Consider the following 14090-nt stretch of genomic DNA (forward strand, 5'->3'; position numbering starts at 1 on the left):
CCACATCGCCGCGCCGGGCGACTCGGCAACCTCACCGCCGCCTCCGCTCGCGACTGACCACCTCGCTGCTCGGCACCGTGACTGCGGTCGCCGCCACCGTCGCGCTGGTGGCTCCCGCGCAGGCCGCACCCGCCAAGCCGACACCCGCGCCGTTCCCGGTCACCGACCTCGCCCGCCTCTACGCTTCCGACATCTCGTCGCATCCCGGCGGTGTCTACCTGCAGCCGATCGACTCGTTCACCGCGCTGCGTCGCGACCACCCCGAGGTGATGGCGCGCAACCTCGAGACCGCTGTCGCCGTCAACCAGGCAGCTGCCGACAAACCGGCCCTGCAGCGCCGCGCACTCGCCGATGCTCACGACGATCCGCTGTGGACGATGTCCGACGCGTTCGGCGAGCAGCTGGGCCGACACTTCCGCGCCGCGCTCACCGCCGGCCGGCTGCCCAAGACCACCGCCCTGTTCAGCGACTATCTGGCCCGGGCGGGCGGCCTGGCCAACGCGACCTTCGTCGAGAAGTACGTCTTCGGCTACGACCGCCCCTTCATCGTCGCACCCGAACGTATCCGGAAGTACATGCGCGCCGGGGCCAGCGAGTACGACGCGCTCGGCAGCAGCCCCTCCTTCCCGTCCGGCCACACGAGCCTGTTCTTCTGGCGCGGCACCCTTCTCGCCTCGATGCTGCCCGAGCTCGGACCGCAGTTCCTCACCCGCGCCTCCGAGGGCGGATATCACCGCATCGTTCTGGGCGTGCACTATCCGCTCGATGTGATCGGCGGGGCGATCGTCGGCCAGGCCGCGGCCGCCGATCGACGGAACGATCCGGCCTTCCGCCGGCTGTTGGACGAAGCGTCCACCGAGATCCGTCGTGAGCTCGAATGGCGTTGCAGTGCAGCGTTGTCCACGTGCATCGGCAAGGACACGCCCTATGCGTCCGACGCCGACGCCCAGCGCATCTACGAGCAACGGCTCACCTACGGCTTCGGCCGGGTCTCGTCGGCGGCACATCCCATGGCCGTGCCGCAACAGGCCATCGATCTGATCGCGACGGCGTTCCCGCGGCTCACCGTCGAGCAGCGGCGACAGGTGCTCGAACAGACCGCTCACGCGGCCGGATACCCGCTCGACGACCAGCGCCCGGGGCGCTCGTCGTGGCAGCGCCTGGATCTCGTGCGTGCCTACAACGCCGAGGTGACGGTGAATCGGGACGGCAACGTCACAGTAGGCTGACCGTCCTGGGCGCTGCCGAGACCGGAGTGTTTGTCCACTGCGCGTTGCCAACTCGCTGCGACCCGGCACGACCGCCGGCGTTCCGTCGACTGTGTGTCCATTTCGCCGGAACAGCTTGACACCGACGTAAGGGTATCGCTAGTTTTCGAGTGGTCCACGTCACACCCGAGGTGGACTCAGCGCCGTGACCTCGGCGGACTGTGCCGAACCTGGGACTCAGCCAGAACACTGAGTTAGCGAACTCACTCACCTCGAAGCCCCGTCGGGGCGATGTCGCCATGCCCTCGTGCGGGGCTCTCGGCGTCGTGCCCGGAGAACATCGGGAAAGGCAGTCGAAACATGCGTTGGTCGAATTCTCGCAGGAGAGCCGGACGGTTGGCGGCGGTCGCCGTCGCCGCGGCATGCATCTTCTCGGTCGTGTCGTGTAGCAGCGACGACGGCGGATCGTCGGACGGCTCCGCCGCCGATGCCAGCGGCTCCAAGGCCTCCGGCGAAGCGATCAAGGTGGGGTTGTTCAACCCCAGCAAGGGACCCGCGACCCAAGCCGGTGTGACCACCGGCAAGCAGGCCGCCGTGGACTACATCAACAACCAGATCGGCGGCATCGGCGGCCGGCCCATCGAGATCGTCGACTGCGGGATCGATCAGACCGCCCCTGAGTCGACGGTGTCGTGCGCCAACCAGTTCGTCGAGGCAGGCGTGATCGCCGCCATCGACGGATTCAACGCCGAATCCGCCTCAGCGGTGCCGATTCTCACCTCCGCGGGTATCCCGTTGGTCGGCCAGATCCCGTTCAACACCTCGACCGGCGCATCGTCGGAGAACCGCGTGTACTTCGGTCCGCCGCCCGCCGCCTTCCTCGTCGGATTCATGCAGCAACTCAAGGCAACGGGCAAGGCCTCACTCACGCTGGCCAACGCCGATCTGCCACAGGCACATCAGGTGTTCGACGGCCTGATGAAACCGCTCGGCGCACAGCTCGGCATCGAGGTGAAGTCCGTCTACTACCCGCCGGCCGGCCCGAACTTCACCTCGCTGGCGACCACGCTCGCCGAGGGTAGTCCCGCGGCGGCCGGACTGATGACCGCAGCCAACGACAACATCTGCACCAAGCTGGCGCAATCGCTGCGCTCGGTCAAGTACGAAGGCACCATGTTCATGGCCGCCTGTACCGACTTCATCGACACCCTGGGCGCCCAGGCCGTTGGCGCACAGACCTATTCGCCGATCTGGCAGCCGCCGGCCATCGACTCCGCACCGGAGCCGGCCAAGGCGAATCTCGAGCTCGCCCAGAAGTTCGTCGAAGAGCAGGGCGGCACCGGCGGCTTCTACGCCTACGGCACCTTCGCCACCCTCGCCGACTTCGCGATCACCGTCGGCAATGCGAACCTGACCGATTACACCGGGGCGAGCGTGCTCGGTGCGCTGAAGGCCGTCACGGACTACCAGTCCTTCCTCGGCCCGAAGCTCAACTGCGGCAAGCCCACGACCCCGAACTGCACCACCGAGATGCTGCTGTTCGACGTCATCGCCGAGAAGAAGACCGAACCCGCCACCGGCGGCTTCATCACCCCGCTCCCGGCTGCGCTGCAGCGCATTCCGGGCGCCTACTGACACGGCCCGATGTGGCGGGGTGGGTTCGCACCCACCCCGCCACATCCCGCTCTTCTCCATCCGCACACCCGACCTGCGCTCCGCACCGCGTGAGATGTCGCCGCACGCGCCGATCGAATGAGTACGCCACATGGGTCAGTTCCTCCAGTTCGTCTTCCTCGGACTCTCTACCGGCGCCATCTACTCGGTGCTCGCCTCATCCCTGGTGGGTATCTACGCCGCCACCGGGATCATCAACTTCGCGCAGGGCGCCATCGGTCTCTACTCGGTGTATCTCGTTGCCGCACTTCGCACAGAAGGCAGTCTCGTCCTCCCGATCGGCACCATCGCCCTCGGCAGCGAGGACAACCCCACCTCGATGGAACTCGCGATCGTGCTCGGCGTGCTCAGCGCAGTGGTGTGGGCACTGCTCGCGCACCTCCTCGTGTTCCGACCGCTGCGTCACGCGCCTGTCCTGGCACAGGTGGTCGCGTCCGTCGGCCTCATGCTGTTCATCCAGGCGCTCGTGCACCTGCGCTTCGACACCCAGAACCTCTTCGCCGAGTCGATCCTGCCCGAGAGCACCGTGGACATCGCCGGTGCGGTCGTCAACGTCTCCGACCTGATCCTGGCCTGCGTCGCCATCGCGATCTCGCTGACGCTCTGGGCCTACTTCCGGCTGACCACCCTGGGAGTGGCCACCCGGGCCGGCTCCGAGGACGAGCTCGCCGCGCGATTGTCGGGCTATTCCCCCGATCGCCTCGCCGGGATCGTGTGGGCACTCACCGGCGCCGCGACCGGGCTCATCGTGATCCTCGCGTCGTTCACCATCGGCCTCACCGAGACCAGCTACACGTTCTTCGTCATCCCGGCCCTCGCCGTGGCTCTCGTGGGGCGGCTGACCTCATTCGGGATCGCCTGTGCCGCAGGCCTTGTCCTGGGCGCCTTCCAATCGGTCATCACGTGGCTCACCACCAAGGACTGGTGGCCGGAATGGGCACAGGCCGGGCTCGGCGACGCGCTGCCGTTCGTGATCGTCGTCATCGCGCTGTTCCTCCTCGGCGGCCGAATCCCCTCCCGCGGCTCGATCGGCGAGGTGAAGATGCCTGCGGTCCGCATCCCCCGCATCCGCCTCGTCCCGACCCTCGCGGTGGTCGGCGTGGTCGTCGTGGCGATCCTCCTCACTTCCGGTTCCTGGCGGTTCGGCGTGGTGACGTCGGTGATCCTGTCACTCATCGCCTTGTCCCTGGTCCTGCTGACCGGCTACCTCGGCCAGATCTCCCTGGCCAGCATGGCCTTCGCCGGCGCCGCCGGATTCGCCCTGTCCAAGTTGACCGCCGACTGGGACGTGCCGTTCCCGTTCAGCATGCTCTTCGCGGCCCTCATCGCGACCGCCCTCGGTGTGCTCGTCGGCGTCCCGGCGCTCCGCATCCGCGGTGCACAGCTGGCCGTCGTGACCCTGGCTGCGGCCCTGGCCATCCAGAGCTTCGTCTTCAACAATCCCGCCATCACCTCCTACGAGGGCAACCTCATCGCCGACCCGACGATCTTCGGGCTCGACCTCGGCGTGCGCGACGGCACCAACCTCGTCACCGTCCGGTTCTCGCTGATGGTGCTCATCGTCGTCGCCATCGCCACGCTCGTGGTGCTGCGATTCATGGGCGGCTCCACCGGCCGCGCATTCCTCGCGGTGCGCTCCAACGAACGAGCGGCCGCATCCGTCGGGATCAACGTCGCGGCAACCAAACTCCTCGGTTTCGCGTTGTCGGCCTTCCTCGCCGGGATCGGCGGTTGCCTCATCGGCTACAGCCGCGGACAGCTCTCCGCCGGCTCGTTCACCGTGATGATCGGACTCACCCTGCTCGCGATGACCTACGTCGGCGGCATCACCTCGTTCGCCGGTGCGGTCATCGCCGGAATCATCGGCCCGCTCGGCGTCGGATATGTGTTCCTCAACCAGACACTCAGTCTCGGTGAGTATTACGAGCTGTTCGCCGCCGGCAGCCTGCTGCTGATGGCGGTGTTGAACCCGGTCGGCGTCGCCGGTGCGATGTCCGAGCTGGGCGAACGGATACGCGGCCACCGACACCGACGCGCCCCTCATCCGGAGGCGCCCGGCGCGGCGCACAACGCACAGGCGGATACCCATGTCTGAAACATCGGTTGTGACACAGACTCCCGAGACCACGACGCTGCTCGAGACCGGCGGACTGTCGGTTCGATACGGCGGTGTGAGCGCCAACTCCGACGTCGATCTCACCGTCTGCGCCGGCGAGATCGTCGGCCTCATCGGCCCCAACGGCGCGGGCAAGACCACCTTCGTCGACGCCGTCACCGGATTCACCAGATCCACCGGGACCGTGTCGCTGCGCGGTGCGCGACTGGAGAAGGCCACGCCGCACCGCCGGCGCCGCGCGGGCATGGCCCGCACCTGGCAGGCGGGCGAGTTGTTCACCGACCTGACCGTCGCGCAGAACCTCGCCGTCGCCGTGCAACCGGTGGGCCTGCGCGCCATGCTCGCCGACGTCGTCAACGGCTCGCGCCCACCCGCCGACGTCATCGACAAGGCGCTGGGCCTCGTCGGGCTGGGTGACGCCGCCGATGCCCTGCCCGGCGAACTCACTCTGGGACAACAGAAACTGGTCGGCGTCGCGCGCGCCCTCGTCGGCGGGACCCAGCTGGTCCTGCTCGACGAACCGGCCGCGGGCCTCGACACCCATGAGAGCCGCGACTTCGGCGCCGAACTGCGGCGGATTGCCGCGACTGGTATCGGGATCCTGCTCATCGATCACGACATGTCCCTGGTCCTCGACGTCTGCGACCGGATCTACGTCCTCGACTTCGGGCGTGTCATCGCCAGCGGGTCACCCGCCGCGATCCAGGACGATCCCGCGGTGGTGTCGGCTTACCTGGGCAGCCCCGAGGTGGACCCCTCGGCGGCCGCCGGCGCCGGCGACCCGCCCCGACCCACACCCGAAACACACGCCCCCGCAACCGACTCGCCCGCGCCGGTCCCGCCGAAGGAGAACTCATGAGCGCGAACCCGGACTCCCGGACCCCGGACGACCCGTCTCCCCACAAGACGCCTCCCGAATCCGGTGCCGCCGCGACGACGCCGGTCCTGCAGATCGATGACATCACTGTCGGTTACGGCGGCGTACCCGCGGTGCGCGGGTTGAGTGCGTCGGTGCGGCCCGGGGAGATCTTGGCGTTACTCGGCCCCAACGGCGCGGGCAAGACGACGACCCTGCTGGCGGCGATCGGCGCACTGGGGCTGATGTCGGGTTCGGTGAGCGCGCTCGGCGCCCCGATCGACCGTCGGATCGAACGCAACGCACGACGAGGCGTGACCCTCGTGCCCGACACCCGTGGCGTGTTCCACCGGCTCTCCGTGTCGGACAACCTGCGACTCGCCAAGCGCAAGAACGGCACCGATCTCGACACCGTCTACCAGTACTTCCCCAAACTCAAGACCATGCGCGGCCGACGTTGCGGCAACCTCTCCGGCGGCGAACAGCAGATGCTGGCGCTGGCCAAGGCACTTCTCGCCACCCCCAAGGTCCTGCTCATCGACGAACTGAGCCTCGGCCTCTCGCCCGTCGCGGTGCAGGACCTGCTACCGCGGCTGCGGGCCATCGCCGACGAGCATCGGATGGCGGTGATCCTGGTCGAACAACACATCGACCTGGCGCTCGGCATCGCCGACTCGGCGATCGTGCTCCACCACGGCCGCGTCGCACTGTCGTCTCCGGCGAGCGAGCTGCGCCGGCGCCGGGACATGGTGGAGGCCGCGTACTTCGGCCGGACCATCGAGGACCCTGCCTCTTAGAACCGCCGCCTCCTAGGACCGCCACCTCCCAGGACACCGGCCGACCAACAGCCCGACGAGACGCACCAGCAAACGGGGACGACGTGGGCACCAACGAAGACGAGAACCCCGGACGGCGGCGACGCAGCACCCGCAATCGGCCCTCCGACGACGATCTGCTCGACGCCGCATGCGCGGTCATCGCCGAGGTGGGCGCCGAACGCGCGACGATGACCGCGATCGCCGAGCGCGGCGGCACCACACGCGTGACGCTCTACGCCCACTTCGGGTCCCGCGACGACCTCGTCGGTCGCGTCATGGCCCGGGAACTCGACACCTTCACCTCGTTCATGTTCGCCGTATACGACGAGGGTGAGGACATGCCGTATGGAGCCCGCGCGCGCTATTCGGTGCGGTGCCTGTTCGACTACGCCCGACGCCATCCGGCCGGCCTGCGCGTACTCATCGGTCACCGGGAGGGCGGCGACAGCGACCGTCGCCTCTACGCCGCGCTCGAACCGCGGATCGCCGCACGCCTGCGCGACAACTACGCCGCACACGGCGCGCGAATCGCCGCCAGCGCCGACACCCTCGCCTCGCTGCTGCTGCGCATGAGCCTCGACGTCGCCCACCGCGCCCTGATCGTCGACGGTGCCGGCGTCGACGAGGCCTGTGACCTCGCGATCACCGCAACCCTCGCCGTACTGCGCGACGTGCGGCCAGAACAGCTCCAGGCGCTCGACGCCTCTCTCGAAAAGCGCTGATCGGCGGCCGGTTTCACGGCCGGCCGAAACCCGCTCCAAGAACCGGACAAGCCGACCCCAAGTTTCCGCCAAGCTGCCCGCGGGATCGTTGCGAGGCCTCACACGAACAGCAACGCCTCGAGAGCCCCGGGAACGGGCGCTCACCCGATACCCACGACAGGAACCCCACAATGTCACGCATCACCAGCTCGACCGCTCATCCGTCTGATCCCGACACGGACGACACCATCCCGGCCATCGGCAATCCCTACTGGCAGCTGGGCCGCCGCGCCGCCGTCGTCGTCGCCTGCATGGGATTCACGGCACTCGCGGCCTGCAGCTTCAGCGTCGGCACCCAGTCCGTCGAGGAGGCCTCCGACATCGAGGTGGGCGAATGCCTGCAGATCGGCGAGGAGACCGGCGACGGCAAGGTGACGGCCACCAAGGCCAAGTGCGAGGGCACCGAAGGCCTCACCTTCTACACGGCAGGCAAGGTCAGCACCTCGGCCGAATGCGGCACCCCCAACACGTCGTCGCTCACCTTCGGTGAAGGCGACCAGAAGCTCTGCCTGACACCCAATTTCGTCGTCGACACCTGCTACCAGATCCCCATCAGCGGCGGCAAACTCGCCGACTACCGGGAGGTCGAGTGCAACGCGGCTCCGGTCGAGAGCACCATCCTGGCCAAGTCGGTGAGCCGTGGCGACGAGTCGGTCACGTGCACCGAGGACGAGACGAAATGGGCGTTCTCCCAGCCGAGTTCGATCGGCTACTGCCTGACCGAGGATGTCACGCTCGCCGGCCGGTTCGACGGCTGATCACAGGCTGCGTTGCTCCGCATACTCCGCCATCACAGCCCGCTCGGCGTCGCGCTTGGGATAACCGAAGAACACCACGGCGGCACCGAACGCCACGATCGCCGCGGCCGCGGCATATGCGGTTCGGTCGCCGTGCACAAACGCGTCGCGGGCCGCGGCGATGATCTGTTCGGCATCCTGCGGGTAGCGCTCGGCAAGGACTTCCGCACTCGAGAACGACTTGGTCAGCGCACTCTCGGTCTGCTCGGTGACCTGCCCGGCCTCCGGTGAATCAGCGATCGTCTCACGCAACTGCGATGCGTATCCCGCTGTGAGGATGGCACCGAGGATGGACTGCATGATCGCGCCACCGAGGTCACGCTGCAGATCCGACATGCTCGACGCCATGCCCGCGCGCTGCACCGGCACCGACCCGGTCAACGCGCGTGAGGCGGGTGTACCCGCCAGACCGACTCCGATGCCGACCAGCACATACATCAGTGCCACAACCCCATACGTCGCGTTCTCGTCCCACGTGAACACGGCGACGAGCAACGCGGCGACGATGAACGTGTACCCGGCCAAGAGGGTGAACCTCGAACCCATCCTCTCGACGAGCAGGGCAGACCTCGGGGCCACGACGACCATCGCGATCGCCGCCGGCAGACCCGACGTCCCGGCCTGCAACGTCGAATACCCGAGCACGTTCTGCATGTACTGCTGGCCGATGTACATCGCCGCCATGAGCGACCCGAAGACGATCAGTCCGCCCACGGCCGCGACCCAGAAGGTGCGTCGAGCCGCGATGCGGAGATCGAACAGCGGGACACGTACGCGTAGTTGGCGCATCACGAACCCGACGCCGGTGAGGATCGCGATGCCGCCAAGAATGTAGACCTGGAGCCGCTGATCGGAATTGGGTGCGAAATTGATCGCGAGTACCAGCGACCCGACCATCAGGATCGACACGACGCCGCCCAGATTGTCGACGACCGCCGCGCTGTCGCCGTCGTCGGCGGGCACCAGCCACCACGCGGCGAGCAACGCGGTCACCGCGAGCGGCAGCGTCGCAAGGAACACCGAATGCCACGTGAAGAACTCCAGCAGGACCCCGGACATCAGCGGACCGAGTGAGGAGATCGCGGCGCCGAACGCCGACCAGGCCGCGATCGCGTGGGTGCGCTTGGAGCCCGACCAGAGCGCGGTGATCACCGCGAGGGTCGTCGGGAAGGCCAGCCCGGCCGAGATCCCACCGAGCAGCCGAGCCCCGAAGAGGACTTCGAAGTTGGGTGCGAACCCGGCAATGACCGATGCCGGGATCGACAGACACATGCCGATGACCAGCAACCGTTTACGGCCGTACCGGTCTCCCAGGGCACCGAAGTAGAGGACCGACGCCGCCAGACCCAGCGAGTATCCGACCGCGATCAGGTTCAGCTGGGTGGAACTCGCGTCGAGGTCCTTGCCGATGTCCGGCAACGCCACGTTCGCGACCGCGAGATTGATGTTGGCGACCCCGGCGACCAAGATCAGCGCGACGAGAATGGCCCGCGCACGTTCCGGAGCCTTGCCCTCTTCGACCACGTGCGTCGTCGACGTCATCGGTGAAGCGTACGCGCCGGAATACCGGCAGATGCCGGTTCAGGCGCGGGCGGAACCGGCATCGTCGCGCCGCACAACCCGGCGGGACGAGCGGAGGTCTCAGATGCAGATGCTGAACGACACCGGGCCGATCGGTACGCCGAAGCAGATCGCCAGCGAACCCACCGCCTGCACCGGCTGCACCTGTTGCGGTGCGGCGGACGCAGTCGGCGCGGTGGCCAGTCCCAGCGTGCACGCGGCACCCACCGCGGCCACGCCGACGGCCAGACGACGCTTCACAATTGAAGTCTTCATGAGTGGCTCCCCTCGAGCTCAAGTCCCTCCCCGGACTCACCTGCGTGATCGCCAACGCTCAGATCGCAAGTGAAGGTGAGTGCAGAGCATACGCCGGTCAGAGGCTGATGCGCAGCCCGTCCCACTCGTGATCGTGCATGAAACCCTCGGCCAGACCGACGCGATACTTCAGACAGCTCCGCAGGATTCCGGCGTAGGCGAACGGCAGCATGAGCGCGGGTTTCTGGTCTCCGCGGCGGGTGACCACGTCCGACGCCCCGCGGAAGTCCCGTAAGAAGTCGCGAACGGTCCGGTCCTTGCGCGACGACGAACGCCACCCGTAGAGCAACATGCCCAGGCCGATCATCTTGTCGACGCCGGACCCCGGCGTGATGACCCCGGCGTCGGGGTCGGAGGTCCCCAGGATGGCGCGGTCGACGCCGTCGGCGGGGGTGAACATCATGATCCCGCTCGTGGCCCGCGGATTGCACTCGATGCAGAACAACTCGGCGCCGGCGCCGGTGCTGTCCCGGTCTTCGATGAAGTCGAAACCGATCTGCCCGGTGAAGTTCACCCGGCGCACGAAGTCGCTGACCCACTCGAAGATCCGCGGGTGGTCGACGGAACGGAAATTGAGACAGGAACTGCCGTCGATGGCGTAATCGACCGGATAGGTGGCGTGGGCGTACACGCGTCCCTCATGACAGACCGAATAGGTGCAGTAGTTCTTTCCCGACGCCCATTCCTGGGCGATCCACGGGTTCAGCTCGTCGTGTTCGAGCCACGTCAGCGGGTCACCCGGGTTCACCTTGTGCACCTTCTGCGAACCCCGCGAGTAGCAGCGTTTCAGCGCGAACGGCTGCTCGAAATCGAGTGCCGCTGCATCCTCGGGCCCGGTCACGCGTGCGAATTTCCGTGTCGGGATGCCGAGTTCGACGAGCAGTTCCTGGAACTCGTACTTGTTGTGCAGCCGATTCTCGATGGAGAAGTCGGAGAGGAACAGTCGACATTCGGGCGGGAACGTCTCGGCGAGCATCGCGATGATGTCGGTCTCCTCGTGGACCGGGATGACCATGTCGACGTCGTTCTCGGCGACGATGCGCGCCAGTGCGCGGCAGTACGCCAGCGGTTCGAACTTCGGGGGCGGAACACGATGGAAACCGTCCACGGCGTTGGAGAACCGGCCGATCCCCACGGGAATGGAGTCGGCGATGCTCACGCGATGGCCGCCCGCGGCCATCAGCCTCGCGAGTTCCAGTGTCAGGAAGGATCTGCCGAATGTGATCAGTACATGAGCTCGGCCGGCGCTGTCCACGCGAGCGAGTGTAGTCAGACAACGCCAAGACCGATCACACGACCACGACGCCGACAGCTGTCGGGTAAAGAGCCGACCGGGCGGGAATATCGCTACCGATCTGTCGGTTCGTCCTGTTAGTTTCTGCACGACCGGTACATGCCGGTGGGATCGGTAGGCAGTCGGCGGGTTCGGACGCTCTCCCTGGTGGGACCTCCGAGCTGGGTTGGAGGAGGCATGCAGCTGTTCGTGGTCGGCGTCATCGCCGCATGTCTCGCCGCCGTCGCCTACGGGATGTCGACCGTCCTGCGTGCGCTCGGGGCCCGGCGCGTGGCCGAGGCCGCAGCCGAAGAGGGCGAGGGCATCACCACCGAGACCGGCGCACCGACTCTCTCCTCGACGATGTCCACCTTCGTCGATCCGGCCTTCATCCTCGGCACCACGATGGTGGTCTTCGGCTTCGCCGGTGGCGCACTGGCGGCACGATTCCTCCCACTGTTCCTCTCGCAGACCATCGTCTCGGCCAACCTCGTCATCACCGCGCTGCTCGGCACGATCATCCTGAACATCGCGCTGCACACCCGAGAATGGGTCGCCATCTGGCTCGTGGTCATGTCGCTGTGCCTGCTGGGTGTCTCCTCCTCGCACCACACCGGCGGCGGCGAGGAGGTCGGCTTCCACTGGGGACTGTTCATCGCGACCCTCGCACTGTGCGCGCTCGCCCTGGTGGGTGTCTACAACCTCGGCCCTGCGGGTGCCATCGTCGGTGGCGCGTCGGCGGGCCTGCTGTTCGGCATCATCGCCATCGCCGTCCGCATCCTCGACGGCGTGCAGCCCTTCGACGCGGTCGCGCTGCTGACCGATCCCGCCGCGTGGACCATCGCGGTCGCCGGCGCGGTCGGCTTCTATGTGCAGACCGTCGCCCTGCAGCTCGGCGCGGTCAACGGTGTCACGGCGGTGCTGGTGGTCGGTGAAACCGCCGGCCCCAGCCTGGTGGGTGTGGTGTTCCTGGAGGACACGGCAAAACCGGGTCTCGGCTGGCTGGCGATCCTGGGATTCTTCGGCGCGGTCGTGGGTGCGGTGCTGGTGGCCTGGTACGGCTCGGTCGACCCCGACCATCTCGGTGAGGCACCGCCGATGAAGGGCGGCTGGCGACGCGGCAGGCAGGAGCCCGACACCGAAACCCTCACCACGCAACCGACCACGACCCCGGCCCGGACCGACATCATCGAACCGGCATCGGACTCATCGCCACCGCCTGCGCCCGACCCGACCCCGCAACCGTGGCAGTCCGACGACAACTCCGACGACAACTCCGTCGGCACCCGCGACGCGCGCCGGCCCTGAACCCGATCGGCGGACAGCGTCGAGGGTGTTGACAGTCGGGGTCCCGGTCGCGAGGGTGGGTTGATGACACCGACCAGCACGGGCTCCGCTGCCCGGCGCGCCTACGAAACACTCGAGCCCTTCCACATCCTGGCCTATTTCAATCCGGGACTGGGTGCGGCGCAGTCGGACACCGGCCTCGATCCATACGCCTTCTACTTCGGCGCGCGCGGGGCCCCCTTGGGGGCGTGCTCGGCCCCGGTCGTCTCCTCGGCGTTCTACAACTTCAATCCCGAACTGGTCTCCAAGAGCTGGGATGCCGCGGTGAAAGCCGGTCTCGATCGGGTCCACGAGCGCCGCAACCGGATGCTCGACGACTCGCTGCGCGAGATCCTGGGCGGGTCGGCCGACGACGCCGCCCTTGACGAACTGGCCTCGGGCTACGCCGATCTCGCCGCGGGGTTACCCCTCGGCGGCCGTCCGCTCGCCGCCGCGTGGGCGGCACTGCCGGCCCCGGACACCGCTCGTCTCCGCTTGTGGCAGGCCGTCGCGGTGCTGCGGGAGTGGCGCGGCGACAACCACATCGCGGCGCTCGTACTCAACGGGCTCGACGGATTCGACGCCGCTGTCTTCCACGAGGCACAACTCCCCGACCCGACGGTCCGGCGCCGCACCATGGGCAAGCGTGTCGTCCTGCTGACCCGCGGCTACTCCGAGCAGGACTGGGAGGACAGCGTCGACCGCCTCGTCGAGGCGGGACTCGCCGAGCGCGTCGACGACGGCCACCGGCTCACCGCCCAGGGGGCCGCGGTCTACGACGACATCGAGGCCACCACCGACGCCGCGGGCGAATCGCTGTGGGCCGGAACCGATGACCTCATCGACCGGACCCGCCCGATCGTGAAGGCCGTCATCGACGCCGGCGTCCTCCCGGGCACGAGGCACAAGTGAGCACGGCCGACGATCTCCGCGCGATCGAGAACCTCAAGTACCGCTACCTCCGGGCACTCGACACCAAGGACTGGGCCGCCTTCGCCGAGACCCTGACCGAGGACGTCACCGGCAACTACGGTGAGGGACTGTCGTTCTCCGACCGCGACGAACTGGTCGGGTACATGCGGACCAACGTGGGCCCCGCGGTCATCACCGAGCACCGGGTGGCCCACCCCGAGATCGAGATCCACCCGAACCCGGACGGTGCGGACACCGCACGCGGACGCTGGTATCTGCAGGACCGCGTGATCGTCGCCGAGTTCTCGTTCATGCTCATCGGCGCCGCCTTCTACGACGACACCTACCGCCGCACCGCAGATGGCTGGCGTATCAGCGCCACTGGCTACGACCGCACCTACGAGGCGACGATCGGGCTCGCGGATCTGCCGAGTTTCGCGCTCAAGGTCGGGCCCGCGGTGAACCTCTGACGGC

Annotated in this window: 13 protein-coding genes; 10 read left to right on the forward strand and 3 right to left on the reverse strand. The window is 67.8% G+C overall.

Annotated features, from left to right (window positions below):
- The first annotated feature begins 65 nt into the window (after nt 1–65).
- The 7 genes from H1R19_RS20825 (at nt 66) to H1R19_RS20855 (ending at nt 8191) form a co-directional block, all read left to right on the forward strand.
- Complete coding sequence (locus H1R19_RS20825; RefSeq protein WP_219851817.1) at nt 66–1229, forward strand: phosphatase PAP2 family protein; 1164 nt, start codon at nt 66–68, stop codon at nt 1227–1229.
- A gap of 339 nt (nt 1230–1568) precedes the next feature.
- Entirely contained in the window at nt 1569–2843 is a 1275-nt protein-coding gene (locus H1R19_RS20830) for an ABC transporter substrate-binding protein (RefSeq protein WP_188328207.1), read from the forward strand.
- A gap of 130 nt (nt 2844–2973) precedes the next feature.
- Entirely contained in the window at nt 2974–4977 is a 2004-nt protein-coding gene (locus tag H1R19_RS20835; RefSeq protein ID WP_219850052.1) for an ABC transporter permease, read from the forward strand.
- Nucleotides 4970–5857: an ABC transporter ATP-binding protein gene (locus tag H1R19_RS20840; protein ID WP_244970782.1), complete on the forward strand. Its 888-nt coding sequence runs from the start codon at nt 4970–4972 to the stop codon at nt 5855–5857. The genes H1R19_RS20835 and H1R19_RS20840 overlap by 8 nt, the downstream gene beginning before the upstream one ends.
- Nucleotides 5854–6651, forward strand: coding sequence for an ABC transporter ATP-binding protein (locus H1R19_RS20845; RefSeq protein WP_223204789.1), 798 nt, complete (start codon nt 5854–5856; stop codon nt 6649–6651). Before H1R19_RS20840 ends, H1R19_RS20845 begins: the two co-directional genes overlap by 4 nt.
- A gap of 83 nt (nt 6652–6734) precedes the next feature.
- On the forward strand, nt 6735–7394 hold the full coding sequence (locus H1R19_RS20850) for a TetR/AcrR family transcriptional regulator (RefSeq protein WP_188328209.1): 660 nt from the start codon (nt 6735–6737) through the stop codon (nt 7392–7394).
- A gap of 170 nt (nt 7395–7564) precedes the next feature.
- Nucleotides 7565–8191, forward strand: a complete 627-nt coding sequence (locus tag H1R19_RS20855) for a pyridine nucleotide-disulfide oxidoreductase (RefSeq protein WP_244970783.1) — start codon at nt 7565–7567, stop codon at nt 8189–8191.
- On the opposite strand, the gene H1R19_RS20860 is transcribed toward H1R19_RS20855, so the two are convergent.
- The 3 genes from H1R19_RS20860 to H1R19_RS20870 all read right to left on the reverse strand — a co-directional run bounded on the left by H1R19_RS20860 (nt 8192) and on the right by H1R19_RS20870 (nt 11360).
- Nucleotides 8192–9772 carry an MFS transporter gene (locus H1R19_RS20860; RefSeq protein WP_219850053.1) on the reverse strand — a complete coding sequence of 527 codons (1581 nt, stop codon included), beginning with the start codon at nt 9770–9772 and terminating at the stop codon, nt 8192–8194.
- 99 nt (nt 9773–9871) lie between these two features.
- A complete protein-coding gene (locus tag H1R19_RS20865; RefSeq protein WP_219850054.1) occupies nt 9872–10066 on the reverse strand; it encodes a hypothetical protein in 195 nt (64 codons plus the stop codon).
- A 97-nt stretch (nt 10067–10163) separates the two neighbouring features.
- Entirely contained in the window at nt 10164–11360 is a 1197-nt protein-coding gene (locus H1R19_RS20870; protein ID WP_219850055.1) for an ATP-grasp domain-containing protein, read from the reverse strand.
- A gap of 216 nt (nt 11361–11576) precedes the next feature.
- On the opposite strand from H1R19_RS20870, the gene H1R19_RS20875 reads away from it, so the two are divergent.
- The 3 genes from H1R19_RS20875 (at nt 11577) to H1R19_RS20885 (ending at nt 14086) form a co-directional block, all read left to right on the forward strand.
- Entirely contained in the window at nt 11577–12686 is a 1110-nt protein-coding gene (locus H1R19_RS20875; RefSeq protein WP_244970784.1) for an EamA/RhaT family transporter, read from the forward strand.
- Nucleotides 12687–12749: 63 nt separating this feature from the next.
- A complete protein-coding gene (locus tag H1R19_RS20880) occupies nt 12750–13616 on the forward strand; it encodes an SCO6745 family protein (protein WP_188328214.1) in 867 nt (288 codons plus the stop codon).
- The gene (locus H1R19_RS20885) at nt 13613–14086 is read left to right on the forward strand and encodes a nuclear transport factor 2 family protein (RefSeq protein WP_188328215.1); all 474 of its coding nucleotides are present in this window, start codon (nt 13613–13615) and stop codon (nt 14084–14086) included. Before H1R19_RS20880 ends, H1R19_RS20885 begins: the two co-directional genes overlap by 4 nt.
- Nucleotides 14087–14090: the final 4 nt, after the last annotated feature.

This window comes from Gordonia jinghuaiqii, from assembly GCF_014041935.1.
Lineage (GTDB): Bacteria > Actinomycetota > Actinomycetes > Mycobacteriales > Mycobacteriaceae > Gordonia > Gordonia jinghuaiqii.

Excerpts from the sequence above, each read along its gene's own strand:
- H1R19_RS20830 (WP_188328207.1), top strand. The coding sequence starts at position 1,569 with ATGCGTTGGTCGAATTCTCGCAGGAGAGCCGGACGGTTGGCGGCGGTC.
- H1R19_RS20835 (WP_219850052.1), top strand. The coding sequence starts at position 2,974 with ATGGGTCAGTTCCTCCAGTTCGTCTTCCTCGGACTCTCTACCGGCGCC.
- H1R19_RS20840 (WP_244970782.1), top strand. The coding sequence starts at position 4,970 with ATGTCTGAAACATCGGTTGTGACACAGACTCCCGAGACCACGACGCTG.
- H1R19_RS20845 (WP_223204789.1), top strand. The coding sequence starts at position 5,854 with ATGAGCGCGAACCCGGACTCCCGGACCCCGGACGACCCGTCTCCCCAC.
- H1R19_RS20855 (WP_244970783.1), top strand. The coding sequence starts at position 7,565 with ATGTCACGCATCACCAGCTCGACCGCTCATCCGTCTGATCCCGACACG.
- H1R19_RS20860 (WP_219850053.1), bottom strand. The coding sequence starts at position 9,772 with ATGACGTCGACGACGCACGTGGTCGAAGAGGGCAAGGCTCCGGAACGT.
- H1R19_RS20865 (WP_219850054.1), bottom strand. The coding sequence starts at position 10,066 with ATGAAGACTTCAATTGTGAAGCGTCGTCTGGCCGTCGGCGTGGCCGCG.
- H1R19_RS20875 (WP_244970784.1), top strand. The coding sequence starts at position 11,577 with ATGCAGCTGTTCGTGGTCGGCGTCATCGCCGCATGTCTCGCCGCCGTC.
- H1R19_RS20880 (WP_188328214.1), top strand. The coding sequence starts at position 12,750 with ATGACACCGACCAGCACGGGCTCCGCTGCCCGGCGCGCCTACGAAACA.